20 protein-coding genes and 2 pseudogenes are annotated in these 25690 nt (G+C 72.8%); 9 read left to right on the forward strand and 13 right to left on the reverse strand.

Going from position 1 to position 25690, the window contains the following annotated elements:
* Positions 1–13: 13 nt before the first annotated feature.
* The 5 genes and pseudogenes from MTR79_RS12185 to MTR79_RS12205 all read left to right on the forward strand — a co-directional run.
* Positions 14–1009 carry a zinc-binding alcohol dehydrogenase gene (locus MTR79_RS12185; protein WP_048458896.1) on the forward strand — a complete coding sequence of 332 codons (996 nt, stop codon included), beginning with the start codon at positions 14–16 and terminating at the stop codon, positions 1007–1009.
* Positions 1010–1124: 115 nt separating this feature from the next.
* Positions 1125–1523, forward strand: a complete 399-nt coding sequence (locus tag MTR79_RS12190; RefSeq protein ID WP_048458897.1) for a 6-carboxytetrahydropterin synthase — start codon at positions 1125–1127, stop codon at positions 1521–1523.
* On the forward strand, positions 1520–2770 hold the full coding sequence (locus MTR79_RS12195) for a glycosyltransferase family 4 protein (protein WP_244790126.1): 1251 nt from the start codon (positions 1520–1522) through the stop codon (positions 2768–2770). Before MTR79_RS12190 ends, MTR79_RS12195 begins: the two co-directional genes overlap by 4 nt.
* Positions 2767–3813: a class I SAM-dependent methyltransferase gene (locus MTR79_RS12200; RefSeq protein WP_244790127.1), complete on the forward strand. Its 1047-nt coding sequence runs from the start codon at positions 2767–2769 to the stop codon at positions 3811–3813. Before MTR79_RS12195 ends, MTR79_RS12200 begins: the two co-directional genes overlap by 4 nt.
* Positions 3810–4754 (forward strand): annotated as a pseudogene (locus MTR79_RS12205) (lysylphosphatidylglycerol synthase transmembrane domain-containing protein); the annotation flags it as partial. The gene MTR79_RS12200 and the pseudogene MTR79_RS12205, both read left to right, overlap by 4 nt.
* Positions 4755–4987: 233 nt before the next feature.
* Here the strand turns inward: MTR79_RS12205 and MTR79_RS12210 are convergent.
* Positions 4988–5755, reverse strand: coding sequence for a creatininase family protein (locus MTR79_RS12210; RefSeq protein WP_078895207.1), 768 nt, complete (start codon positions 5753–5755; stop codon positions 4988–4990).
* Positions 5756–5797: 42 nt separating this feature from the next.
* Here MTR79_RS12210 and ribA point away from each other — a divergent pair, with 42 nt between their 5' ends.
* The gene (gene ribA, locus MTR79_RS12215; RefSeq protein WP_048458900.1) at positions 5798–6457 is read left to right on the forward strand and encodes a GTP cyclohydrolase II; all 660 of its coding nucleotides are present in this window, start codon (positions 5798–5800) and stop codon (positions 6455–6457) included.
* A gap of 36 nt (positions 6458–6493) precedes the next feature.
* On the opposite strand, the gene MTR79_RS12220 is transcribed toward ribA, so the two are convergent.
* Positions 6494–7720: a serine hydrolase domain-containing protein gene (locus MTR79_RS12220; protein WP_244790131.1), complete on the reverse strand. Its 1227-nt coding sequence runs from the start codon at positions 7718–7720 to the stop codon at positions 6494–6496.
* A gap of 48 nt (positions 7721–7768) precedes the next feature.
* Here MTR79_RS12220 and MTR79_RS12225 point away from each other — a divergent pair, with 48 nt between their 5' ends.
* Positions 7769–8218: a PPOX class F420-dependent oxidoreductase gene (locus MTR79_RS12225; RefSeq protein WP_199218597.1), complete on the forward strand. Its 450-nt coding sequence runs from the start codon at positions 7769–7771 to the stop codon at positions 8216–8218.
* A gap of 196 nt (positions 8219–8414) precedes the next feature.
* Here MTR79_RS12225 and MTR79_RS12230 read toward each other — a convergent pair whose 3' ends face one another.
* From MTR79_RS12230 to MTR79_RS12260, 7 genes are all read right to left on the reverse strand, one after another.
* A complete protein-coding gene (locus MTR79_RS12230; RefSeq protein WP_122215822.1) occupies positions 8415–10802 on the reverse strand; it encodes an excinuclease ABC subunit UvrA in 2388 nt (795 codons plus the stop codon).
* A gap of 340 nt (positions 10803–11142) precedes the next feature.
* Positions 11143–11745, reverse strand: a complete 603-nt coding sequence (locus MTR79_RS12235) for a histidine phosphatase family protein (protein WP_086700674.1) — start codon at positions 11743–11745, stop codon at positions 11143–11145.
* A 5-nt stretch (positions 11746–11750) separates the two neighbouring features.
* Positions 11751–12632, reverse strand: a complete 882-nt coding sequence (gene gnd / locus MTR79_RS12240) for a phosphogluconate dehydrogenase (NAD(+)-dependent, decarboxylating) (RefSeq protein WP_086700673.1) — start codon at positions 12630–12632, stop codon at positions 11751–11753.
* A gap of 6 nt (positions 12633–12638) precedes the next feature.
* The gene (gene pgi / locus MTR79_RS12245) at positions 12639–14276 is read right to left on the reverse strand and encodes a glucose-6-phosphate isomerase (RefSeq protein ID WP_244790133.1); all 1638 of its coding nucleotides are present in this window, start codon (positions 14274–14276) and stop codon (positions 12639–12641) included.
* Entirely contained in the window at positions 14269–15204 is a 936-nt protein-coding gene (gene opcA / locus MTR79_RS12250) for a glucose-6-phosphate dehydrogenase assembly protein OpcA (RefSeq protein WP_086705157.1), read from the reverse strand. The genes pgi and opcA overlap by 8 nt, the downstream gene beginning before the upstream one ends.
* On the reverse strand, positions 15201–16817 hold the full coding sequence (gene zwf / locus MTR79_RS12255) for a glucose-6-phosphate dehydrogenase (RefSeq protein ID WP_086705156.1): 1617 nt from the start codon (positions 16815–16817) through the stop codon (positions 15201–15203). Before zwf ends, opcA begins: the two co-directional genes overlap by 4 nt.
* Positions 16814–17086, reverse strand: coding sequence for a hypothetical protein (locus MTR79_RS12260; protein WP_244790135.1), 273 nt, complete (start codon positions 17084–17086; stop codon positions 16814–16816). Before MTR79_RS12260 ends, zwf begins: the two co-directional genes overlap by 4 nt.
* 259 nt (positions 17087–17345) lie before the next feature.
* Here MTR79_RS12260 and MTR79_RS12265 point away from each other — a divergent pair, with 259 nt between their 5' ends.
* Positions 17346–18269 (forward strand): AraC family transcriptional regulator, encoded by a 924-nt coding sequence (locus MTR79_RS12265; protein WP_244793134.1) that lies wholly within the window; start codon positions 17346–17348, stop codon positions 18267–18269.
* Between the two features lie 104 nt (positions 18270–18373).
* Here the strand turns inward: MTR79_RS12265 and MTR79_RS12270 are convergent.
* The 4 genes and pseudogenes from MTR79_RS12270 to MTR79_RS12285 all read right to left on the reverse strand — a co-directional run.
* Positions 18374–19333 (reverse strand): annotated as a pseudogene (locus MTR79_RS12270) (glycoside hydrolase family 16 protein); the annotation flags it as partial.
* Between the two features lie 264 nt (positions 19334–19597).
* Positions 19598–21709, reverse strand: a complete 2112-nt coding sequence (locus tag MTR79_RS12275; protein WP_244790137.1) for an MMPL family transporter — start codon at positions 21707–21709, stop codon at positions 19598–19600.
* 151 nt (positions 21710–21860) lie between these two features.
* On the reverse strand, positions 21861–22535 hold the full coding sequence (locus MTR79_RS12280; RefSeq protein ID WP_086704618.1) for a response regulator transcription factor: 675 nt from the start codon (positions 22533–22535) through the stop codon (positions 21861–21863).
* A 110-nt stretch (positions 22536–22645) separates the two neighbouring features.
* Positions 22646–23845: a sensor histidine kinase gene (locus tag MTR79_RS12285; RefSeq protein ID WP_244790139.1), complete on the reverse strand. Its 1200-nt coding sequence runs from the start codon at positions 23843–23845 to the stop codon at positions 22646–22648.
* Positions 23846–24163: 318 nt separating this feature from the next.
* Here MTR79_RS12285 and MTR79_RS12290 point away from each other — a divergent pair, with 318 nt between their 5' ends.
* On the forward strand, positions 24164–25504 hold the full coding sequence (locus MTR79_RS12290; protein WP_244790141.1) for a 6-phospho-beta-glucosidase: 1341 nt from the start codon (positions 24164–24166) through the stop codon (positions 25502–25504).
* Positions 25505–25690 lie beyond the last annotated feature (186 nt).

Here is a 25690-nt window from a genome sequence, read left to right on the forward strand (position 1 = left end):
CAGGAGGACTTCGATGAACCGCGCCGCACGTGCGTTCTGGCTCGACTCACCTGGCCGGGGGGAGATCCGTGAGGTGGACCTGCCGGAGCCGGGTCCGGACGAGGTCGTGGTGCGCGCCCTGTACTCGGGGGTCAGCCGGGGCACGGAGACGCTCGTGTTCCGCGGCGGGGTGCCGGAGAGTCAGCACACCGCGATGCGGGCGCCGTTCCAGGAGGGCGACTTCCCGGGGCCGGTGAAGTACGGCTACCTGAGCGTCGGCGTGGTGGAGGAGGGGCCCGAGTCACTCACCGGACGGACGGTGTTCTGCCTGTACCCGCACCAGACGCGGTACGTGGTGCCGGCGGCGGCCGTGACGCCGGTGCCCGAGTCGGTGCCGGCCGGGAGGGCGGTGCTCGCCGGCACGGTGGAGACCGCCGTCAACGCCCTGTGGGACGCGGCGCCCCTGGTCGGCGACCGGATCGCCGTGGTCGGCGGCGGGATGGTCGGCTGCTCGGTGGCCGCGCTGCTCGCCCGCTTCCCCGGGGTGCGCGTCCAGCTCGTCGACGCCGACCCGGCGCGGGCCACAACCGCCGAGGCCCTGGGCGTGGGCTTCGCCCTGCCCGCGGACGCCGACGGGGACTGCGACCTCGTGGTGCACGCCAGCGCCAGCGAACAAGGGCTCGCCCGGGCCCTGGAGCTGCTGCGGCCCGAGGGCACGGTCGTCGAGCTCAGCTGGTACGGCGACCGGAAGGTGGGCGTGCCGCTGGGCGAGGCGTTCCACTCGCGGCGGCTCACCATCCGCGGCAGCCAGGTCGGCACCGTCTCCCCGGCCCGCGCGCACCGCGGTTACGGCGACCGTCTCGCCCTCGCCCTGGACCTGCTCGCGGACCCCGCCCTCGACGCCCTCGTCACCGGCGAGTCGCCCTTCGAGGAACTGCCCGCCGTCATGCCCCGCCTCGCCTCCGGAGACATCCCCGCCCTGTGCCACCGGGTGCGCTACGACGCCCCCGGAGCGGGCACACACGCCTGACCTGAGAAAAGACACGGCAGACGCTGAACACGGGAAGGAAGTCAGCCGTACTACTCGACATCCCCGCCTCCCAGACCGGCGGGGAACAGACGCGCCGCACCTGGAGGGTCGTCCGTTGTTCAGCATCACCGTCCGCGATCACATCATGATCGCCCACAGCTTCCGCGGCGAGGTCTTCGGACCGGCCCAGCGCCTGCACGGGGCCACGTTCCTCGTGGACGCCACCTTCCGGCGCGAACAGCTGGACGAGGACAACATCGTCGTCGACATCGGCCTGGCCACGCAGGAACTCGGGGCCGTCGTGGGAGAGCTGAACTACCGCAACCTCGACAACGAGCCCGACTTCGCCGGGGTGAACACGTCCACCGAGTACCTGGCCAAGGTCATCGCCGACCGGCTCGCCGAGCGTATCCACAAAGGTGCGCTCGGGGAGGGGGCCAAGGGCATCGCGCAGATCGCCGTCACCCTGCACGAGTCGCACATCGCCTGGGCGAGTTACGAGCGTGCGCTGTGACCGACACGTCCGTCGACATGACCGAGACGACGACCGGCAGGACGCTCGACACGACCGCCAGGACGGCGGGCCGCGGCGGCTCCGGCCGCCTGGACTACGTGCCCGTGCAGGCGTCCTTCCGGAGGAACGGCGGGATCATCCCCATGTCCCTGCACTCCGTGCACTTCGTGATGCCGGGCGGGGTCGACGACCGGTCCGCCCCGAGCGGCGGCAACGCCTACGACCGGCGCGTGTGCCTGGACCTGCCCGGCTTCGGCTGGCAGGCGCACCGGCACCCGGTCGCCGGTGACTGGCCCCGCCCCGGCACGGCCGCCCGCGAGGAACTCGCCCGCACCCTGCGTGAACTGCCCGACGGCGCGGTCGTCCTGCTCGACGGGCTGGTCGCCTGCGGGGTGCCCGAGATCATCGTGCCGGAGGCGGCGGAGGGGCGCCTGCACATGGTGGTGCTCGTCCATCTGCCGCTCGGCGACGAGACCGGCCTGGACGCGGCCGTCGCCGCCGAGCTGGACGCCCGCGAGCGCGAGGTGCTGCGTGCGGTGCCCGCCGTCGTCGCCACCAGTGAGTGGGCGGTCCGCCGGCTCGTCTCCCACCACGGGCTCGCCCCCGAGCGGGTCCATGTCGCCGCCCCCGGCGCCGACATCGCGCCGCTCGCCCCGGGCACCGACGGCGTCTCGCACCTGGTGTGCGTCGCCGCGGTCACCCCGCGCAAGGGCCAGCACCGGCTGGTGGAGGCGCTGGCGACGGTGACCAGCCTCCCGTGGACCTGCTCCCTGGTCGGCGGCCTCGGACACGACCCCGAGTACGTCGCCCACCTGCGCGGCCTCGTCCGCGAACACGGCCTGGGGGACCGGCTGGAGCTGACCGGCCCGAAGTCCGGCGCCGACCTCGACGCGGCGTACGCCGCCGCCGACCTGATGGTCCTCACCTCCTACGCCGAGACCTACGGCATGGCCGTCACCGAGGCACTGGCGCGCGGCATCCCGGTGCTGGCGACCGACGTCGGCGGGCTGCCCGAGGCCGTCGGCCGCGCGCCCGACGGCGGGGTGCCCGGCATCCTCGTGCCGCCGGAGAACCCGGCCGCGATCGCCGCCGAACTGCGCGGCTGGTTCGGCGAGGCCGACGTACGGCGGCGGCTGAAGGCGGCCGCCCGTGGCCGGCGGGCCGCGCTCGGAGGGTGGGCCGGCACCGCACAGAGCCTCGCCGGAGTCCTGCGACGGCTCCCCACCGCGTCCGGGAGGGCGGCATGACACGACCGACCACCACCCAGCCCGCCGCCGTGATCCCGGCCCAGCCCGGACCCCGGGACGTCACCGACGCGGCGCCCGCGACCCCAGGGGGCGACATGGCAGCCACCGGTTCCACGGACGGCGCGTCGGTCATCCCCGGCGCCGGACCCGCCGGACCCCGACCCGGCGAACGGGCCACCGTGCGACTGCGGGACACCGGCGAGGACGAGCCGCCCCGCTACGCGCCCGAGTGGCTCCAGCTGCGCGAACCGGCCGACGCCTCCGCCCGCTCCTACGACCTGCTCGACCCGCTGCGGATCCGGCTCGCCAATCTGCCCGGGCGGGCCGGTGGCGGTCTCGTCGTGCACGACATCGGCTGTGGCACCGGCTCCATGGGCCGCTGGCTGGCGCCCCGTCTGGACGGCACCCAGCACTGGGTGCTGCACGACCGCGACCCCTATCTCCTGCACTTCGCCGCCGTCGCCTCCCCCCGCTCCGCCGCCGACGGCAGCCATGTCACCGTCGAGACCCGGCGGGGCGACGTCGCCCGGCTCACCCCGGACGTGCTGGCCGGAGCCTCCCTGGTGACGGCGTCCGCCCTGCTCGACGTCCTCACCCGCGAGGAGGTCGGCGCGCTGGCCGCCGCCTGCGCGGGAGCCGGCTGCCCCGCCCTGCTCACCCTGTCGGTGGCCGGACGCGTGGAGCTGACGGAACCGCACCCGCTGGACGCGGAGATCACCGAGGCGTTCAACGCCCATCAGCGTCGCGGCGGACTCCTCGGCCCGGACGCGGTCACGGCCGCCGCCGAGGCGTTCACCGAACACGGCGCGACCGTACGGCTGAACCCCAGCCCGTGGCGGCTCGGCCCGGAGGAGGCCGCGCTCACCGAGCAGTGGCTGCGCGGCTGGGTCGGCGCGGCGGTGGAGGAGCGCCCGGAGCTGGCCGAGCGCGCCGGCGCGTATCTGGCCGAGCGGCTCGAAGCCTGCGCGGCGGGGAAGCTGCGGGTGGTCGTGCACCACACCGACCTGCTCGCCCTGTGCCGCCCGGTGGACGGCGGCGCATGAGCACGCACACGGGGGAGGAGGCCGAGGCGGAGGCGCCCGCTGCGGAACCGCCGGCGGCCGGGGGCGGTGTCCGCCGTGTGCTCGGACGGCTGGGCAGTCCCGCCGTGCGCACCCGCCTCGGCACGCTCGGCGGTGTCGTCATCCTCGCCGTGCTGTTCTGGCGGCTCGGCACCGGCGCCTTCGTGGACGGGGTGCGGCGCATCGACGCGACCACGCTGGCCGCCGCCCTCGGCATCGGGCTGGTGACCACGGTGTTCAGCGCCTGGCGCTGGGCGCTGGTGGCGCGCGGCATCGGCATCCGGCTGCCGTTCGGCGCGGCCGTCGCGGACTACTACCGTGCCCTGTTCCTCAACGCGGCGCTGCCCGGCGGTGTCCTGGGCGACGTGCACCGGGCCGTGCGGCACGGGCAGGACGCCGGGGACCTCGGGCGGGGCGTGCGGGCGGTGGTGCTGGAGCGGACGGCCGGGCAGCTCGCGCTGTTCGCCACCGGTGGAGCGGTCCTGCTGACCATGCCGTCCCCGGTCCGCGACCATATACGGGCGGCCGCCCCGCTGGCCGGGCTCGGGCTGGTGGGCGCCTGCGCGGTGGTGCTGGCCCTGCGGATGGACCGGGCGGAGGCCGGGCGGAAGCCCCGCGCGGTGCGAGGGATGCTCGGCGAGGCACGGCAGGCGCTGTTCTCGCGGGCCACCGCGCCGGGCGTCCTGGTGTCGTCCGTGGTCGTGCTCGCCGGGTACGTGGCCATGTTCGTCCTCGCCGCGGACGTCGCCGGGGCCGGGGCGTCGGTGGCGGAGCTGCTGCCGCTCGCCCTGCTGGCGCTGCTGGCGATGAGCCTGCCGCTGAACGTGGGCGGCTGGGGACCGCGCGAGGGCGTCGCCGCCTGGGCCTTCGGAGCGGCGGGGCTCGGCGCGGGCCGGGGACTGACGGTCGCCGTGGTGTACGGGGTGCTCGGCCTGGCGGCCAGCCTGCCGGGAGCGGTGGTGCTGGTGGCCCGGTGGTACGTCGCCACCCGGAACCGCCGTACGGCGGACCCGGCACAACTCGTCCCGCAAGTACGCCGTACGGAGAAAGCACGCCCCACGGAGGAAGCACGGCCCGCCGGGGAACCGCTCCCCCGCCCGCCCGTCCCGACGGCAGCGGGTCCGGACAGGCAGGGGCCGGTCGTCCGGATTCCCGCTCAGCCGTCGGAGGTCAGAAGCGAGAAATACGCGCCGAAGGAATCCGCCAGGCTCGCGAGAAGTTCCCTGCCCTTTTCCGCGGTGCCCAGCGAAGGCCGGCCGATGACGCCGGAATCCGTGTAGGCGGACATTCCGGTGGTGAGCAGATGACGCCGGTCGTCCGAAACGTGGTCGGCCGTCTCGTAGCCGGGACGGAGAACCTCGGGAGAAGTGTGCAGAAGAATGGACGTCTCGATTTCACCCGCGTGCATGTCCGTCAGCAGCGACGTGACGACTCCGGCGTGTTCCCGCGCCGCCTCCCAGTCCTCCGGGGCCGGGAAGAGCGCCATCCGCTCACCGCGCGCGGAGGCCTCCTGGACGACGTTGCCCAGCACGTAGTTGCCGCCGTGCCCGTTGACCAGCACGAGCGTGTCGACGCCCGAGCGGCGCAGCGAGTCGGCGATGTCCCGCACCACGGCGTGCAGCGTCACGGAGGAGATGGACACCGTGCCCGGCCAGGCCGCGTGCTCGTGCGAACAGGAGATGGTCACTGGAGGAAGGAGGTGCACGGGGTAGGAGCCGGCGACCGCCCGTGCGATCGCGCAGGCGACCAGGGTGTCCGTCGCCAGCGGCAGGAAGGGACCGTGCTGTTCATGACTTCCGACCGGAAGTACCGCGATCTGACGTGAGACGTCGGCCCCCCGCGTCCGTACATCCTCTGTAGTATCCGCCGGCAACAGACCGTGCACCGGGCCGTATGCCGCCGACCGCTCGTGTGAACCACCCATATCCGTCACGGCCTTTCGTCTCTGCTTAGGAACTCGGGAATCATGACAGAAAAAATAGGCGTACTCGGCAAGCAGCCTCAGCGGCGGACCGGTGTGGAACGCGTCGTGAATGCGCCGCTGCCCACCGTGTACGGGAAGTTCCAGGCGATCGGTTACCTGGACCACGACCGCGGTGACGAACAAGTGGCCCTCGTCCACGGCGACCTGGGCGCGGACCGGGTGCTGACCCGGCTGCACTCGGAGTGCCTCACCGGCGACGCCTTCGGCTCCCAGCACTGCGAGTGCGGCGACCAGCTGGCTGCGGCGCTGCGCGCGGTCGTGGCCGAAGGGGCGGGCGTCGTCGTCTACTTGAGGGGCCACGAGGGCCGCGGTATCGGTCTGCTCGCCAAGCTGCGCGCGATGGCGCTCCAGGCGGAGGGCCTGGACACCGTGGAGGCCAACCTGGCGCTCGGGCTGCCGGTCGACGCCCGCGACTACGCCGTGGCCGCCGGGATGCTGAAGGACCTGGGCGTGCGGTCGGTGCGGCTGATGTCCAACAACCCGCGCAAGCGCGAGGCGTTGGTCCGGCACGGTGTGGAGGTCGACGAGCAGGTGCCGTTGCTGATCGAGCCGTGCGAGAGCAACATCACCTACCTGCGCACCAAGCGGGAACGGCTCGACCACCACCTCCCGCACCTGGACGCGGTGGGGCACCTGTCGTGACACCTGCCGGCCGGTGGAACCGTCGCCGTGCGGAGGTCAGTCGGCGAGTGCCTGGTGCACCAGCCGTTTGAGGTCGCGGTAGACGGTGTGGGAGGACCTGGGCCGCACCTGCGTGTAGAACTGCACGGTCAGGTCGCGGCCGGGGTCGACCCAGAAGGTGGTGGTGGCCACCCCGCTCCAGCCGTAGGCGCCGAGACCGGACGGCTCACGGGTGCGCGACGGGTCGACGACCACGGAGACGCCGAGGCCGAACCCGACGCCCTCGTTGCCGGGGTCGTCGTGCGGGGGGACGCCGACGGTGCGCAGATCGGCGCCGCCCGGAAGGTGGTTGCGGGTCATCAGGGCGACCGTCTCCGGGCGGAGCAGCCGGGTGCCGTCGAGTTCGCCGCGCCGGCGCAGCATTTCCATGAAGCGGTGCATGTCGTGCGCGGACGCCACCATGCCGCCGCTGCCGGACAGGAAGCGGGGGCGGCCCCGCAGCGGCAGCCCGTCGATCGGCTCGATGCCCCCGTCGTCCGTCTCGCCGTACAGCTCGGCCAGCCGCCCCGTCTGCGCGTCGGTCACCTCGAACCCGGCGTCCTCCATGCCGAGCGGCCGGAACACGCGCTCGGCCAGGTAGACGTCGAGGGGACGCCCCGAGACGACCTCGACGACACGGCCGAGCACGTTCGTGGCGACCGAGTAGTTCCAGCGGGTGCCCGGGTCGAACTGGAGCGGCAGGGTCGCGTACACGTCCGTCGTCCCGGCGAGGTCCGTGCCCGGCGCCACCGACGAGTCCAGCCCGGCCGCACGGTACAGCGCGTCGACCGGATGGGCGTGGTAGAAGGCGAACGTCAGTCCGGCGGTGTGCGTCATCAGATGCCGTACCAGCAGCGGACCGGCCGCCGGACGGGTCCGCATCCGGTCGCCCGAGCCGTCCACGTGGACGCGGGGCTCCGCGAACGCCGGGAGGTGGCGGCCCACCTCGTCGTCCAGGGACAGCAGCCCGTCCTCCACCAGCATCAGCGCGCCCACGGTGGTCACCGGCTTGGTCATGGAGTAGATCCGCCACAGGGTGTCGCTCTCCACGGGCAGACCGGCCGCCAGGTCCCGCGCCCCGTACGCCGTCAGATGCGCGACACGTCCGGCGCGGGCGACGGCGACCAGGAACCCGGGCATCTCCCCGCCGTCGACCCGGCGGGCCAGCTCACGGTCGAGCCGCTCCAGCGCGCCCGGGTCCAGCCCCGCCTCGCCGGGGTCGACCTCCTGCCGCAGCACCGCCATCGCACACCTCCGGGGAACGCCGGCCCCGTGCGGGCCGTTGATCGAAGCATGACCCAGGACGCAGAACAGAACGCACTGCTCGCCCTGCTCTCCGAGGGGCACGGCGGAGTGCTCGTCACGATCAAACGCGACGGACGGCCCCAGCTGTCCAACGTCATGCACGCCTACTACCCCGACGAGCGGGTCGTCCGCGTCTCCCTCACCGACGACCGGGCGAAGACCCGCAACCTGCGACGCGACCCCCGGGCGTCGTACCACGTGACCACCCCGGACCGCTGGGCGTACACCGTGGCGGAGGGCACCGCCGAGCTGACGCCGGTCGCCGGGCAGCCGTACGACGAGACGGTGGAGGAGCTGATCCGGCTCTACCGGGACATCAACGGCGAGCACGAGGACTGGGAGGAGTACCGGGCGGCGATGGTCCGCGACCGCCGGCTGGTGCTGCGCCTGCACGTCGACCGGGCGTACGGCATCCCGCGCCGGGGCGCCGGGGCCTAGTCTAGGGCCTTTCGTTTGGGTCAGTCCGGGCTCGCGGGCCCTGGCACCGCGCCTCGCCGCGTTGTCGTCGGTTGTCAGGGCTCCGCCCTGCCGCCCTCCTCCGCCTTGCGATGCACGGCACCGGACCCCGCTCCCTGATCCGGCCTGATCCAAACGGAAGACCCTGAACGAGCGCCCCGGCGCACCCGGTCCGCGGTCAGGCGTCCACGTACTGCGCGAGGTGTTCGCCGGTCAGGGTGGAGCGGGCGGCGACCAGCTCGGCCGGGGTGCCCTCGAAGACGATCCGCCCGCCGTCGTGGCCGGCGCCCGGGCCCAGGTCGATGATCCAGTCGGCGTGCGCCATGACGGCCTGGTGGTGCTCGATGACGATCACCGACTTGCCGGAGTCGACCAGCCGGTCCAACAGGCCGAGCAGCTGCTCGACGTCGGCGAGGTGCAGACCGGTGGTCGGCTCGTCCAGCACGTACACGCCGCCCTTGTCGCCCATGTGCGTGGCGAGCTTCAGCCGCTGCCGTTCACCGCCGGACAGGGTGGTGAGCGGCTGGCCGAGGGTGAGGTAGCCGAGCCCGACGTCCGCCATCCGCTGCACGATCTTGTGGGCGGCCGGCAGCCGCGCCTCGCCCTCCCGGAAGAACTCCTCCGCCTCGGTCACCGACATCCCGAGCACCTCGCTGATGTCCCGCCCGCCGAAGCGGTACTCGAGCACCGACCCGTCGAACCGCTTGCCGCCGCAGTCCTCGCAGGTGGTGGAGACGCCGGCCATCATCCCCAGGTCGGTGAAGACGACCCCGGCGCCGTTGCAGGTGGGGCAGGCGCCCTCGGAATTGGCGCTGAACAGGGCGGGCTTGACGCCGTTGGCCTTGGCGAACGCCTTACGGATCGGCTCCAGCAGGCCGGTGTAGGTCGCCGGGTTGCTGCGCCGGGAGCCGCGGATCGGGGTCTGGTCGACCGAGACCACGCCCTGGTCGGCGGGGATCGAGCCGTGCAGCAGGGAGCTCTTGCCGGAGCCCGCCACACCGGTGACGACGGTCAGCACGCCGAGCGGGACGTCGACGTCGACGTGTCGCAGGTTGTTCGCCGTGGCGCCGCGGATCTCCAGGGCGCCGGTGGGCTTGCGGACGGTGTCCTTGACCGAGGCGCGGTCGTCGAGGTGGCGGCCGGTGATCGTGCCGCTGGCCCGCAGCCCCTCGACGGTGCCCTCGAAGCAGACCGTGCCGCCCTCGGTGCCGGCGCCGGGTCCCAGGTCGACGACGTGGTCGGCGATCGCGATGGCCTCGGGCTTGTGCTCGACCACGAGCACGGTGTTGCCCTTGTCGCGCAGCCGCAGCAGCAGGTTGTTCATCCGCTGGATGTCGTGCGGGTGCAGCCCGGTGGTGGGCTCGTCGAAGACGTACGTGACGTCGGTGAGGGAGGAGCCGAGGTGCCGGATCATCTTGACCCGCTGCGCCTCGCCCCCGGACAGCGTGCCGGACGGCCGGTCCAGGGACAGGTAGCCGAGGCCGATCTCCACGAACGAGTCGAGGGTGTGCTGCAGCGCCGTGAGCAGCGGCGCCACGGACGGCTCGTCCACGCCCCGCGCCCACTCGGCGAGGTCCCTGATCTCCATGGCGCAGGCGTCGGCGATGCTGATTCCCTGGATCTTCGAGGAGCGGGCGCCCTCGGTGAGCCGGGTGCCGTCGCACTCGGGGCAGGTGGTGAAGGTGACCGCCCGGTCCACGAAGGCCCGGATGTGCGGCTGCATCGACTCCCGGTCCTTGCTGAGCATCGACTTCTGCAGCTTGGGGATCAGCCCCTCGTAGGTGAGGTTGGCGCCGCCGACCTTCACCTTGGTGGGCTCGCGGTACAGGAAGTCGTGGCGTTCCTTCTTGGTGTACTCGCGGATCGGCTTGTCCGGGTCGAAGAAGCCGGACTCGGCGATGATCCGCACCACCCAGCCGCCGCCGGTGTACGTGGGGATGGTGAACGGGTCCTCGTTGAGCGACTTGGAGTCGTCGTAGAGCTGGGTGAGGTCGATGTCGGTGACGGTGCCGCGGCCCTCGCAGCGGGTGCACATGCCGCCGGTGCGGGAGAAGGTCACCTTCTCGGTCTTCGTCTTGTCGCCGCCGCGGTCGACGGTGAAACCGCCGCTCGCCGTCACCGAGGCCACGTTGAAGGAGAACGCGCCGGGCGGGCCGAAGTAGGGCTTGCCGAGACGGCTGAAGAGGATGCGCAGCATGGCGTTGGCGTCGGTGGCGGTGCCGACCGTGGAGCGCGGGTCGGAGCCCATCCGCTGCTGGTCGACGGTGATCGCCGTGGTCAGCCCCTCCAGCACGTCCACCTCGGGGCGGGCCAGCGTCGGCATGAACCCCTGGAGGAAGGCGCTGTACGTCTCGTTGATCAGGCGCTGCGACTCGGCGGCGATGGTGTCGAAGACCAGCGAGCTCTTGCCCGAGCCGGACACGCCGGTGAACACGGTCAGGCGGCGCTTGGGCAGCTCGACGCTGACGTCCTTGAGGTTGTTCTCGCGCGCCCCGTGCACGCGGATCAGGTCGTGGCTGTCGGCGACGTGTCCGCCCGGCCGCTGCGGGTCCGTGCTCGTGACCATGGTCGTGGTTCTCCATCCGTCGGGCGGGTCCGTCTCCGCGGTCCCCGCCGGCGTTCCCCGGCTCGGTCCGGCCGGCGGCAGGGTGCGTCCGGCCGGTCCGTGGCGGCGCGCCCCCGGCCGGCCCGTACGGCGTCCCCCGCCCCGGGCGTCGCGCGCCACCGACAGCCTAGGCCGACGGCCCCCGCGGGTGCTTCTCCATTCCTGATCCGCCGCTGACGCGTCCCGACCGCTTCATGGATGCCGTTGCCCCCCCCGTGCACACACCTCCGGAAGCGCCAAAGGCGCGCCCTGCCGGGCCGGGAGGGCCGACGGGACGCGCCGGAAGCGAGGAGAAGGACGGTCAGTCCTGGGCCGGCGCGGGCGGCCGGGTGTTCCACTCCGCGATCACCGGAGAGCCGTGCTCCAGGGACAGCCGGCTCAGCGTGCCCGTCTCCAGCCGGAAGAGACGCCCGTGGGACGGGGGGAGACCCAGCCGGCGCGCCGTGAGGACCCGCAGCAGGTGGCCGTGGGCCACCAGCATCACGTCCCCCTCCTCCAGCGCCGCGGCGATCCGGGCCAGCACGCGGTCGGCGCGGACGCCCACCTGCTCCGGGGACTCACCGGGGAACTCCTCGCCCGGCGGCACCCCGTCGGTCCACAGGTCCCAGTCCGGCCGGGTGGTGCGGATGTCCGCGGTGGTCACGCCCTCGTACGCCCCGTAGTCCCACTCGCGCAGGTCCGGCTCCGGCTCGGCGCCGGCCAGGCCCGCCAGCTCGGCGGTGCGGCGGGCACGGGCCAGCGGGCTGCTGAGCACCAGGGCGAAGGCGCGGCCCGCCAGCAGCGGGGCCAGGGACCTGGCCTGCGCCTCGCCGGCCGGCGTCAGCGGCAGGTCGGTGCCGCCGGTGTGACGGCCCGACCTGCTCCACTCCGTCTCCCCGTGCCGCGCGAGCAGCAGATCCCCCACGACGCCTACGCCTTCTTCGTCTCGACGGCGTGCCCGCCGAACTGGTTGCGCAGTGCCGCGACCATTTTCATCTGCGGCGAGTCCTCCTGCCGGGAGGCGAACCGGGCGAACAGCGACGCCGTGATCGCGGGCAGCGGCACGGCGTTGTCGATGGCCGCCTCCACCGTCCAGCGGCCCTCGCCCGAGTCCTCGGCGTAACCGCGCAGCTTCCTCAGGTGCTCGTCGTCGTCGAGGGCGTTCACCGCGAGGTCCAGCAGCCAGGAGCGGATGACGGTGCCGTCCTGCCAGGAGCGGAAGACCTCCCGCACGTTGTCCACCGAGTCGACCTTCTCCAGCAGCTCCCAGCCCTCGGCGTAGGCCTGCATCATGGCGTACTCGATGCCGTTGTGGACCATCTTCGCGAAGTGCCCGGCGCCGACCTTGCCCGCGTGGACGTACCCGTAGGGGCCGTCCGGCTTGAGGGCGTCGAAGACCGGCTTGAGCCGCTCCACGTACTCCGCCTCGCCGCCGACCATGAGGGCGTAGCCGTGCTCCAGGCCCCAGACGCCGCCGGAGACGCCCGCGTCGACGAAGCCGATGCCCCGGGCGGCCAGCTCCTTGGCGTGCTTCTCGTCGTCGGTCCAGCGGGAGTTGCCGCCGTCCACCACGACGTCGTCGTGTTTGAGGAGGCTCGCCAGCCGGTCGATGACCTCCTGGGTGGGGCCGCCCGCGGGGACCATCACCCACACCGCGCGCGGCCCGTCGAGCTGGTCGACCAGGTCGGACAGGTGCGGCACGTCGGACACCGCGGGATTGGTGTCGAAGCCGATGACGGTGTGGCCCGCGCGGCGCAGCCGCTCGCGCATGTTGCCGCCCATCTTGCCGAGACCAACAAGACCGATCTGCATGTCAGTTCACTTCCTGCGTTCGCGGTAGGCGGCCACCAGCGCGGCCGTGGACGGGTCGAGGCCGGGGACGTCGGCGCCCTCGGTGAGGGCGGGCTCGACGCGCTTGGCGAGCACCTTGCCGAGTTCGACGCCCCACTGGTCGAAGGAGTCGATGTTCCAGATCGCGCCCTGTACGAACACCTTGTGCTCGTACAGCGCGACCAGCTGGCCGAGCACCGACGGGGTCAGCTCGGTGGCCAGGATCGTCGTGGTGGGGTGGTTGCCCTGGAAGGTCTTGTGCGGGACCAGGTCCTCGGGCACGCCCTCGGCGCGCACCTCGTCCGGCGTCTTGCCGAAGGCCAGCGCCTGTCCCTGCGCGAGGAGGTTGGCCATCAGCAGGTCGTGCTGCGCCTTCAGACCGTCGCTCAGCTCGGCGATCGGACGGACGAAGCCGATCAGGTCGGCGGGGATGAGCTTGGTGCCCTGGTGGATCAACTGGTAGTAGGCGTGCTGCCCGTTGGTGCCCGGCGTGCCCCACACGACCGGTCCCGTCTGCCAGCTCACGGGCCTGCCCTGGCGGTCCACCGACTTGCCGTTGGACTCCATGTCGAGCTGCTGGAGGTAGGCGGTGAACTTCGACAGGTAGTGCGAGTACGGCAGCACCGCGTGCGACTGCGCGTCGTGGAAGTTGTTGTACCAGATCCCCAACAGGCCCATGAGCAGGGGCGCGTTGGCCTCCGGCGGGGCGGTGCGGAAGTGGTCGTCGACGATCCGGAACCCGTCCAGCATCTCCCGGAACCGGTCCGGGCCGATCGCGATCATCAGCGACAGCCCGATCGCCGAGTCGTAGGAGTACCGCCCGCCGACCCAGTCCCAGAACTCGAACATGTTCGCCGTGTCGATCCCGAACGCCGACACCTTCTCCGCGTTCGTCGACAGGGCCACGAAGTGCCGCGCCACCGCCTTCTCGTCCCCGAGCGCCTCGAGCAGCCAGTCGCGGGCGGACGTCGCGTTGGTGACCGTCTCGATCGTGGTGAACGTCTTCGACGCCACGATGAACAGCGTCTCCGCCGGATCCAGGTCCCGGACCGCCTCGTGCAGGTCCGCGCCGTCGACGTTGGAGACGAACCGGAACGTCATCTCCCGCGCGGTGTAGGCACGCAGCGCCTCGTAGGCCATCGCCGGGCCCAGGTCCGAGCCGCCGATGCCGATGTTGACGACGTTACGGATCCGCCGGCCCGTGTGACCGGTCCACTCACCGGAGCGGACCCGGTCCGCGAAGTCGGCCATCCGGTCCAGCACCGCGTGCACGGCCGGGACGACGTTCTCCCCGTCGACCTCGACCACCGCGTCCCGCGGCGCCCGCAGCGCGGTGTGCAGCACCGCGCGGTCCTCGGTGGTGTTGATCCGCTCCCCGCGGAACATCGCGTCCCGCAGCCCGGACACGTCCGTGGCCGCGGCCAGCTCCCGCAGCAGCCGCAGCGTCTCGTCGGTGACCAGATGCTTGGAGTAGTCGATCCGCAGGTCGCCGACGTGCACGACGTACCGCTCGGCGCGGGACGGGTCGGTGTCGAACAGGTCGCGCAGGCCCGGCAGCCCCTGCGCGCGGTGCTGCTCCAGGGCGGCCCACTCGGGGCGGCGGGTCGGTTCGGGGACGTCAGACATGGGCGGGGATCTCCTCGGTGGCCTCGCCGCGCAGGGCGACGGCGTACATCTCGTCCGCGTCGAGGCGCCTGAGCTCCTCGGCGATGAGTTCGGCGGTGGAGCGGACCTTCAGGGCCAGCCGGCGCGGGGGCTGGCCGGGCAGGGTGAGCGTGGCCAGGGGGCCCTCGGGGCGGTCGATGACGATCTCGCCGTCCTCGGTGCCCAGCCGGACCGCCGTGACCACGGGGCCCGCGGTCACCACCCGGTCCACGGGGACCCGCAGCCGGGCCTCCAGCCAGCGCGCCAGCAGTTCCGCGGCCGGGTTCTCCGCCTCGGCCTCGACGGTCGCCGACGTGACGGTGGTCAGGGCCTGGTCGAGGGCGGCGGCCAGCATGGAACGCCACAGGGTCAGCCGGGTCCAGGCCAGGTCCGTGTCGCCGGGCGCGTAGGCACGCTCCCGGGCGCGCAGGACCGCCATCGGGTCCTCCGCCGCGTACAGGTCGGTGATCCGGCGCTGGCCGAGCGCGCCGAGCGGGTCCCCGGAGGGGTTCTCGGGCGCGTCGGCGGGCCACCACACCACCACCGGGGCGTCCGGCAGCAGCAGCGGCAGCACCACCGAGTCGGCGTGCTCGGACACCTCGCCGTAGGTGCGCAGCACCACCGTCTCGCCCGTGCCCGCCTCGGACCCCACCCGTACCTCGGCGTCCAGCCGGGACCGGGTTCGTTCGCGCGGGTTGCGGGCGTGCCGCTTGATGACGACCAGGGTGCGCGAGGGGTGCTCGTGCGAGGCCTCCTCGGCCGCCTTGATGGCGTCGTAGGCGTTCTCCTCGTCCGTGACGATCACCATCGTCAGGACCATGCCGACGGCGGGGGTGCCGATGGCGCGGCGGCCCCGCACCAGCGCCTTGTTGATGTTGCTTGCCGTGGTGTCGGTCAGGTCGATCTTCATGGCCTGCGCCAGCTCCGTCCGTCTCGTGCGAGCATCTCGTCGGCTTCCGCGGGTCCCCAGCTGCCCGATGGGTACTGCGCAGGCCTGCCGTGCGACGCCCAGTACTCCTCGATCGGGTCGAGGATCTTCCAGGACTCTTCCACTTCCTGATGACGGGGGAACAGGTTGGCGTCACCCAGGAGGACGTCCAGGATGAGCCGCTCGTAGGCCTCCGGGCTGGACTCGGTGAACGACTCGCCGTAGGCGAAGTCCATCGTCACGTCCCGCAGCTCCATGGAGGTCCCGGGGACCTTGGAGCCGAACCGCACCGTCATGCCCTCGTCCGGCTGGACGCGGATCACGATGGCGTTCTGGCCGAGCTCCTCGGTGGCGGAGGTGTCGAAGGGGGAGTGCGGCGCCCGCTGGAAGACCACCGCGATCTCGGTGACCCGGCGGCCGAGGCGCTTGCCGGTGCGCAGGTAGAACGGCACGCCCGCCCAGCGGCGGTTGTCCACCCCGAGCTTGATCGCCGCGTAGGTGTCGGTGGCCGAGGACGAGTCGATGCCGTCCTCCTCGAGATAGCCGCGCACCTTCGCGCCGCCCTGCCAGGCGGCCGCGTACTGGCCACGCACGGTGTGCCGACCCAGGTCCTCGGGGAGCCGCACGGCACGGAACACCTTCAGCTTCTCGGTGAGCAGCGACGCCGCGTCGAAGGAGGCGGGTTCCTCCATCGCGGTGAGCGCCATGAGCTGGAGCAGGTGGTTCTGGATGACGTCACGGGCGGCGCCGATGCCGTCGTAGTAGCCGGCCCGGCCGCCGATGCCGATGTCCTCGGCCATGGTGATCTGCACATGGTCCACGAACGACCGGTTCCAGATGGGCTCGAACATCTGGTTGGCGAAGCGCAGCGCCAGGATGTTCTGGACCGTCTCCTTACCCAGGTAGTGGTCGATCCGGAAGACCTGCTCGGGGTCGAACACCTCGTGCACGATCCCGTTGAGCTCCTGCGCGGACCTGAGGTCGTGCCCGAACGGCTTCTCGATGACCGCGCGCCGCCAGGACCCCTCGGGTGCGTCCGCGAGCCCGTGCTTCTTGAGCTGCTGCACCACCTTGGGGAAGAACTTCGGCGGGACGGAGAGGTAGAAGGCGTAGTTGCCGCTGGTGCCGCGGGAGGCGTCCAGCTCGTCGACGGCCTTGCGCAGCTGGTCGAAGGCGTGGTCGTCGTCGAAGTCGCCCGGCACGAACCGCATGCCCTCCGACAGCTGCTGCCAGACCTCCTCGCGGAAGGGGGTGCGCGCGTGCTCCTTGACCGCGTCGTGCACCACCTCGGCGAAGTCCTGGTCCTCCCAGTCGCGGCGGGCGAAGCCCACCAGGGAGAAGCCCGGCGGCAGCAGTCCCCGGTTGGCGAGGTCGTACACGGCCGGCATCAGCTTCCTGCGGGACAGGTCGCCGGTCACCCCGAAGATGACCAGACCGGACGGGCCCGCGATCCGGGGCAGCCGGCGGTCCCGGGGGTCGCGCAGCGGGTTGGCCCAGCCGGGCGGGGGCGCGGCGAGGGCAGGGCCGGCCTTCGCCGGCTCCTCCGGCGCCGCCTCGGGGGCGTCCACCGCCGGTTCGGTGGTCTCGTCGGTCATTCCGCGTCAACTCCCTCGCTGTCGGACGCCGTCGCCGCCGCCTGGTGGGGCCAAGGCCCGGCGCCCATGAACCTCTCCCTGCCCGGGTTCCCCGGCTGCCGCGTCACCTCGCCGTACGCGCCTCCGGCCGCCGCGGAGCGGTCCTCCCCATACAGGGTGTCCTCGTCCGCGGGGTCCTTCACCCCGGTGCACTCCCGCGGGGGCGGCCGGCCGCCGGCTCGGTGCCCGCCGACGGTGTCGAACACTTCTTCGTACATGCTGCGGATCACGCTGATCGTCTTCTCTCTCGCGCTCGCGTCAACCGCGCCCGGCGTCCGCCGATTCCCGCCGGCCGGCCGGGCCGGTCCTCCGTGCGGGTGCTCGTCTCCACGTGGTCCTCGATCCGGGCGTAAGGAACTCTGCAGCGCGTTCAAAAGTAAAAGTCTGACTTATTCACAACGAGGTTCCGGTGTGTCAGCCTGTGGTGAAAGTGGGACACGGGCGGCCCTCCACGGGGCGCCCGGCAGGCATGTGACGGACATGGGAGACATGGCGGGCGGATTCCCCCAGGGGGGTGACGGCGGTGCCCGGACGGCGGACGGGGGCGACGGCGGCGGAATCAGAACCTTTCCCTTCCCGGTCGAACGGAGTGTCTGCGGGGTCGGCATGCAGATCGCCCCCATGGGCCCCGACCGCGCCTGGCGCGCCGACGCGCCCCTGGACCGGGTCCACCGGATCGACTTCCACATCGTGATGCTGCTCGACGGCGGACCCCTCCGGCACATGATCGACTTCACCGAGTACGAGGCCACGGCGGGCGACGTGCTGTGGATCCGCCCGGGGCAGGTCCACCGCTTCTCCCGTGACGTCGAGTACCGCGGAACCGTCCTCGCCATGCAGCCCGGCTTCCTGCCCCGCGCGACGGTCGAGGCCACTGGCCTCTACCGTTACGACCTGCCCCCGCTGACGCGCCCCGGCCCGGCCCGGCTCGCAGCGCTCCGCGCCGCCTCCGACCAGCTGCGCCGCGAGTACGAGGACACCGAGACCCTGCCGCTGAGCCTGCACACGGCCGTGCTGCGGCACGCGTTGACCGCGTTCCTGCTGCGGCTCGCCCATCTCGCCGCGGGCTCGGGGGACGCGGCTCCGCCGGCCGAGGACAGCGCCTTCACCCTCTTCCGGGACGCGGTGGAAAGGGACTTCGCGACCAACCACAGTGTCACCGCGTACGCCGACGCCCTGGGTTACTCGCGGCGCACCCTGGCCCGCGTGGTGCGCGCCGCCACCGGCGAGACGCCGAAGGCCTTCATCGACAAGCGGGTGGTGCTGGAGGCCAAACGACTCCTCGCGCACACCGATCTGCCCGTAGGGCGGGTGGGAGCCGCCGTCGGGTTCGCGGACGCGGCGAACTTCTCCAAGTTCTTCCAGCAGCACACGGGCACCGCCCCGGCCGCGTTCCGTGCGGAGCACCGCTGAGCGACGGCGACCGGGACGCGGACGAGGGCCCCGCGCGGGGTGCGCGGGGCCCTCGTCACCGGCCCAGGAGGCCGGGTGTGGGGGGTGGGACCGGTGGGTCAGGAGGCGGTGAGCACCTGCACGTAGTCCACGAGCATCGAGTGGCCGGGCTGGGTGCCCGCGTCGGGGCCGCCGCCGAACGCGTCGGGGAAGCCGCCGCCCATCGCCACGTTGAGGATGACGAAGAAGCCGTGGTGCGTGGCGTTCGACCAGGTGGTCGCGTCGACCTGGTCCTCCCTGACGGTGTGGAAGGTGGCGTCGTCGAGGGAGAAGCGGATCTCCTCCACGGCCGACGAGCGGTCCCACTCCATCCGGTAGGTGTGGAAGCCGGCCTGACAGGTCGTGCCCTGGCAGGTGGTCTCGCCGCCGATGCCGCTGGTCTCGTTGCACGGGCCGCCCGGTGAGGTGCCGCAGTGCATCGTGGCGAACACCGTGTTCATGCCCTGGGTGTTCTCCATGATGTCCAGCTCGCCGACGGCGGGCCAGTTCCAGTAGTCGCCCCGGTAGGGGGCGCCGAGCATCCAGAACGCGGGCCAGTAGCCCTTGGCCGCGTCACCGGTGACGTTCGGGACCTGGATACGCGCCTCGACCCGCAGCGTGCCGCCGGCCGGGGGCTGGAAGTCGTCGCGGTTGGTCTCGATGCGCCCCGACGTCCAGTTGCCGGCGCCGTCGCGCCGCGGGGTGATACGGAGGTTGCCGTTGCCGTCGAGGGAGACGTTCTCCGGGTTCGACGTCATCGTCTCGATCTCGCCGGTGCCCCAGTTGGAGGGGCCGCCGGGATAGCCGGTGCCGGTGGCGTACCGCCAGTTGCCGGTGTCGACGCCGCTGCCCTCGGCGCCGTCGAAGTCGTCGGCGAAGACCTGGGTCCAGCCCGACGGCGGGGGCGGCACGGAGGCGCTCGCGGCGGGGCCGCCCAGGGCGAGGGCGCCGGCCCCGAGCGCCAGTGCGCCCGTGAGGGCGACGAGCGTGTGCCGGAGCCGGCGTCGCCTGTGGGGGGAACGGGGGGTGCCGGAGGTGGCTTTCATGGGGGGATGAACCTCTCGGTGCTGATCGCGTGGGGGTGGGGGTCGCGTGGGGGTGGGTGACCGGAGAGCCCGGAACATCGCATGAGAGCGCTCTCACGGTCCCGCCAATGTGCTCCGGGTGTCCTTCGGCGTCAAGAGGTGTAACCGTGAAAGTGTGGCGCCTGTACGGGAGTTCACCTTTCGAATGGGAGCGAACCGGGGAAACCGGGCCGGGGTGTGCGCGCGGCGCCCGGGTGGCCGGAGCCCCGGGCGCCGCACGGACCCTCACACTCCCGACGGCACCTTCTCGCGCGGGAGTTCGGGCTGTTCCTCCCGCACACCGAACCGTTCGTGGGCGCGGCGCAGCGGGCGCGGCGCCCACCAGGCGTGGCGGCCGAGCAGCGCCATCGTGGCCGGCACCAGCAGCATCCGCACGACCGTCGCGTCGATCAGCACGGCCAGCGTGAGCCCCAGACCGATCTGCAGGATGGGGGAGAACCCGCCCGTCATGAACGCCGCGAACACCACCGCCAGCAGCAGCGCCGCGCAGGTGACCACCCGGCCCGAGCGGCTCAGACCCGTCACCACGGCCTCCTGGTCGTCGCCGGAGCGCAGCCGCGCCTCCCGCATCCGCGCCAGGATGAACAGCTCGTAGTCCATGGCCAGTCCGAACGCGATCGCGACGATCAATGGCGGCGCGGTGAGGCTCAGCGCCCCCAGGCCCTCCGCGCCCAGCAGCCCGGCGAGATGACCGTCCTGGAAGACCCACACCACCACGCCCAGGGCGGCGGCCAGACTGAGCAGCGTGGTGACGACGGTGCGCAGCGGCAGCAGCACCGAGCCGGTGAACGCGAACAGCAGCACCACGATGCCGGCCAGCACGGTCAGCGCCGCCCAGGGCGCCCGCTCCGCGAGCATCTCCCGGAAGTCGACCAGACGTGCCGCCGTGCCGGTCACCTCGACCGGCGCGTCGCCGCGGACCTCCCGCACCCGCTCCACCAGCGCGGTCGCCTCCGCGCCGTCCGCCTCCCCGGGCGGCCGGATCTCGATCACCGCACCGCCGCCCGGCAGTTCACGCGTCGTGGCTCCCGGCCCCAGCGCCCGGATCCGGTCGGCGGTCGCGTCGTCCGTGCCCGGCCTGGCGACCACCACCACGGGGGAGACGCCGGTGCCCGGAGGGAAGTGGGCGGCGACGGTGTCCTGAAGCTGCCGCGCCTCGCTGTCCGCGGGGAGCTGGCGTGCGTCCCCGACGGCGATGCTCATTCCCGGCACGGGCAGGGCAAGCACCAGCAGCACCGGCACCGTCACGGCGAGGACGGCCACCTTGCGCCGGGCCGCGAAACGGGCGACCCGGGCGAAGAACCGGCCCTCCTCCTCGCCGTTCCTCGGCGTCTTCGCCGGCGGGATCCGCCCGCCGAACCGCACCAGCAGCGCCGGCAGCAGCGTCAGGGCGGCCAGCATGTCGATGACGACCACCGCCGCCACCGCGAGCCCCATGCTGCGCAGGAACACACTGGGGAACACCAGCAGCCCGGTCAGGCTCACGGCGACGGTCAGCCCCGAGAACAGCACCGTCCGCCCGGCCGCCGCCACCGTCCGGTGCACCGCCTCGACGACGTCCTCCGTGGTCCGGCGCTCCTCACGGAACCGCACCAGCATCAACAGGGCGTAGTCCACGGCCAGTCCGAGGCCGAGCATCGTCGTCACCTGGATCGCGTACACCGAGATGTCGGTGACCTCGCTGAACAGGAACAGCGCCAGGAACGCCCCCGCGATGCCGCTGACCGCGACGACCAGCGGCAGCAGCGCCGACCGCAGCCCGCCGAACACCACCAGCAGCAGCGCCAGCACCACGGGAAGCGAGATCAACTCGGCGTTCTTGACGTCCTGCTGGGCCCGCTCACCCATCTGCAGCCCCAGCAGCGGCCCCCCGCTCACATGGACGTCGGGCGCGTCGATCTCCCGGATCCGCTCGGCCGCCGCGTCGAGCGTGCGCTCCTCCGCGTCGTCGTCGAGCCCGCCCTCCAGGGTGACGGGGACGATCAGCGCGTGGCCGTCCTCGGCGATCATCCCCGGCGTGACGTACGGGTCCGGCACGGCGGCGACCCCGGCCACCTCCCGCACGTCGGCCACGGCCCGCTCGACCTCCGCGCGCAGGCCGGCGTCCGCGACGGGCGTGCCGGCCACCACGCCGGTGATCGAGGAGCCCGCGGGGTCCATCTCCTCGAGATACCGCGCGGCCGACTCCGACTCGGTGCCGGGCACCTCGGGCACGTTGTCGGAGAGGCGCGCGAAGATGCCCGTCCCCAGGCCGAAGCCCAGCAGCAGGAAGAGCCCCCACAGGAGCATCACGGTCAGTGGACGGCGGGTGGCCGTCCGGGCGAGTGCGGTGAGCACGATCCCTCCCCGGCGTTGACGGTGCGTCGAACACCTTCAGCGTCGTGCCACCGGGCGGTCCGGCGGATCGCCGGGAGGAGCGGTTCGTGTCCCTCGCCCGTACGGGGGAGAGGGCCTGCCGGCTCACTCCTCAGAGGGATCTCACGTGACCTCAGGGGGCTCCCGGGGTGACGAGCCCGGACTCGTACGCGCGGATCACCGCCTGCACCCGGTCCCTGAGACCGAGCTTCGACAGCACGTTGCTCACATGCGTCTTGACCGTGTGCTCGCTGACGAACAGAGTGCGGGCGATCTCCGCGTTGGACAGGCCGCGGGCCAGCAGCCGCAGCGTCTCCACCTCGCGGGCGGTGAGCGCGTCCAGGCCGGGCGGGGGAGAACCGTCGGCGGCCGCCGGCTGCGCCCGTCGGCGCTTCACCAGGTCCGCGACCAGCCGCCGGGTCACCGTCGGTGCGAGCAGCGACTCGCCCGCCGCGACCACCCGCACCGCGTGCACCAGGTCGTCCCGGCGCACGTCCTTCAGCAGGAACCCGCTGGCGCCCGCGTACAGCGCCTCGTACACGTACTCGTCCAGGTCGAACGTGGTCAGCATGACCACCTTGCAGGCCGACTCCGCGCACACCAGACGGGCGGCCTCCAGGCCGTCCATCACCGGCATGCGGATGTCGAGCAGCAGCACGTCCGGGCCGTGCCGGCGCACCGCGGACACGGCCTCCTGCCCGTCCGCCGCCTCGGCCACCACCTCGATGTCGTCCTGGGCGTCGAGGATCATGCCGAAACCCGCGCGGACGAGCTCCTGGTCGTCCGCCACCACCACCCGGATGCTCAACCGAGCGCCCCTCCCTCTCCACCGCCGCCCTGGCGCTCAGCCGAGTGGCCTGGCTTGTCCGCCGCCGGAACACCCGGCCGAGCGGCCTGGCCCGTCCGCCGCCCGGACACTCAGCCGAGTGCCCTTTCCCTTTGCGCCGCCACCGGGAGCCGTACGGCGACCCGGAACCCGCCGCCCGGAGCCTCACCGGTCTCCGCACTGCCCCCGCAGGCGGCGGCCCGCTCCCGGATGCCGATCAGCCCGTGCCCGCCCGGCCCGGCGGACGGCCCCCGCCCGTCGTCCGTCACCGTGAGCGACACATGGTCGTCCGCCCAGTCCAGCTCCACCAGCGCGCGGGAGGCGCGGGCGTGCTTCAGGGTGTTGGTCAGCGCCTCCTGCACCACCCGGTACGCCGCCACCTCCGTGTCCGAGGACAGCGGACGCGGCTCCCCGGAGGTCCGCAGCTCGGCACGCAGCCCCGTGGAGCGCCCCACCTGCCGGACCAGCTCCGGCAACGCCGTCACGCCCGGCTGCGGCAGCCGGGGCGACCCGGTGCCCCCCTCCGGCAGTTCCTCCTTCAGCACGCCGAGGATACGCCGAAGTTGAGCCATCGCGTCGCGGCCGGTGGAGGCGATGGTGTCGAAGGTCGCCTCCGCGCGGTCCGGGTCCTTGCGCACCACCACCGGCCCGGCCTCCGCCTGCACCACCATCAGGCTCACCGCGTGCGCGAGGATGTCGTGCATGTCCCGCGCGATGCGGGCGCGTTCCTCCGCCCGCGCCCGGGCGGTGTCCGCGGCCCGCTCCCGCTCCAGGCGACGGGCACGGTCCTCCAGTTCGGCGGTGTAGGCGCGCTGCACGCGCGCGAGCATGCCCAGTGCGTACGCGGCGACGAGGCCCATCAGATGGAAGGCGTATTCGAAGGGGGCCTTGTGTGTCTGGTGCTGCATGGTGACGACGACGCCGATCATCCAGCCGGTGAGCATCAGCCGCCGCTGCCAGGGGCGGGCCTGGGCCGCCATCGTGTACAGGACGACCATGCCGCCGTACATCACGTCCGGCGGGGGCGCGTGGTGGAGCGCCTGTGCGGGGGTGGCGACGGAGACCGCACAGGCGACGGCGCAGGGGGCCCGGCGCCGCCAGATCAGGGGGACGGCGGTGGCGGCGCCGAGGAGCCAGCCCTGCCAGATGAGGGGGTCGTCGCCCCCGTCGGGGAAGATCCACTGGAGGGAGACGGCGAAGAGGGTGAGTGCGGCAAGGGCCGCGTCAAGGACGTAGGGGTTGGTGGGACGCCAGCGGGTCGTCGCCTCGGCGAAGGTGGAGCGGAGGGTCATGAGGGGGGCTCCTCGGGGCGGGGGTTTCAGTATCGGGAGGGGGTAAGGGGTGTCGCCTCACCGGTGAGAGGGATTTCGGGGCGGGGACGCCTTCGGGGGTGAGGGGTGGGGTGTACCGGCGGGTGTCGCGCCGTGGGGGATGGTCGCGCAGTTCCCCGCGCCCCTTCCGGGCGTTTGCGGTGCGCGTGTGTTCTAGGGGGTGGCTTTGTGCCGCCTGGCCTGGCGGGTGTCGCGCCGTGGGGGATGGTCGCGCAGTTCCCCGCGCCCCTTCGGGGCGCGAGTAAGGTCGGGGTGGCTCTTGGGTGGAAAGGTGTCGGTGTGAAGCTGGCGATTCTTGGTGGTGGTGGCTTTCGGGTGCCGCTCGTCCACGGGGCGTTGCTCGGGGACCGGGGCGCGGGGCGGGTGACCCGGGTGGTGCTGCACGACGTGGACGCGGGCCGCTTGCGGGCCGTTTCCCGGGTGCTGGGGGAGCAGGCCGCCGGGGTGTCCGACGCGCCCGAGGTGATCACGACCACCGATCTGGACGAGGCGCTGCGCGGCGCGGACTTCGTGTTCTCCGCCATCCGCGTCGGCGGACTGGAGGGCAGGGCGAACGACGAGCGGGTCGCCCTCGCCGAGGGGGTGCTCGGGCAGGAGACCGTGGGCGCCGGAGGCATCGCCTACGGGCTGCGCACCGTGCCCGTCGCCGTCGACATCGCCCGCCGGGTCGCCCGCCTCGCTCCGGACGCCTGGGTCATCAACTTCACCAACCCGGCCGGTCTCGTCACCGAGGCCATGTCCCACCACCTCGGCGACCGCGTCATCGGCATCTGCGACTCGCCGGTCGGCCTCGGCCGCCGTATCGCCCGGGTGCTGGGCGCGCAGCCGGACCAGGCGTGGATCGACTACGTCGGCCTCAACCACCTCGGCTGGGTACGCGGTCTGCGCGTGGCCGGCCAGGACCAGCTGCCTCGTCTGCTCGCCGACCCCGCGCTGCTCGGCTCGTTCGAGGAGGGCCGGCTCTTCGGGGCGGACTGGCTGCGCTCGCTGGGCGCGATCCCCAACGAGTACCTGCACTACTACTACTTCAACCGCGAGGCCGTGCGGGCGTACCAGCAGGCGGAGCGGACCCGCGGGGCCTTCCTGCGGGACCAGCAGGAGATCTTCTACGCCGGGACGGCCGACCCGGACGTGTCCGCGCTGGAGCTGTGGGACCGTACCCGCGCCGAGCGGGAGGCGACCTACATGAGTGAGAACCGGGAGGCGGCCGGCGCGGGGGAGCGCGAGGCGGACGATCTGTCGGGCGGCTACGAGAGGGTGGCGCTCGCGCTGATGCGGGCGATCGCCCGGGACGAGCGCGCCACCCTGATCCTCAACGTCCGCAACCGCGGCACCCTTTCCCCGCTGGACGAGGACGCCGTGATCGAGGTGCCCTGCCTGGTGGACGCCAACGGGGCGCACCCCGTCTCGGTCGATCAGCTCCCCGGGCACGCCGTGGGTCTCGTCTGCGCCGTGAAGGCCGTGGAACGCGAGGTGCTGGCCGCCGCCCGGTCGGGATCCCGCGCCACGGCGGTCAAGGCCTTCGCCCTGCACCCGCTGGTGGACTCGGTGAGCGTGGCCCGCCGACTGGTCGACGCCTACACGGCCGTCCACCCAGGACTCGCCTACCTGGGCCGGTAGAGGCTCGCCCACCGGGGCTCGGCAAAGGGGACGCTGGCATCGGGCCGGCCGGTCGCTCCCCGTGACAGCGGCCGACCGACCCGAGCTCCCCCCGTTCCCCCGTGCTCCCCCCGGCGGCTTCCCCAGTCGCCGTTCATCATCAAGAGCACGCACACCGGGGCCTGATACACCCTGGCGGAGATTTCT

The sequence above is a fragment of the Streptomyces sp. BJ20 genome (genome assembly GCF_022869105.1).
GTDB lineage: Bacteria > Actinomycetota > Actinomycetes > Streptomycetales > Streptomycetaceae > Streptomyces > Streptomyces griseoincarnatus.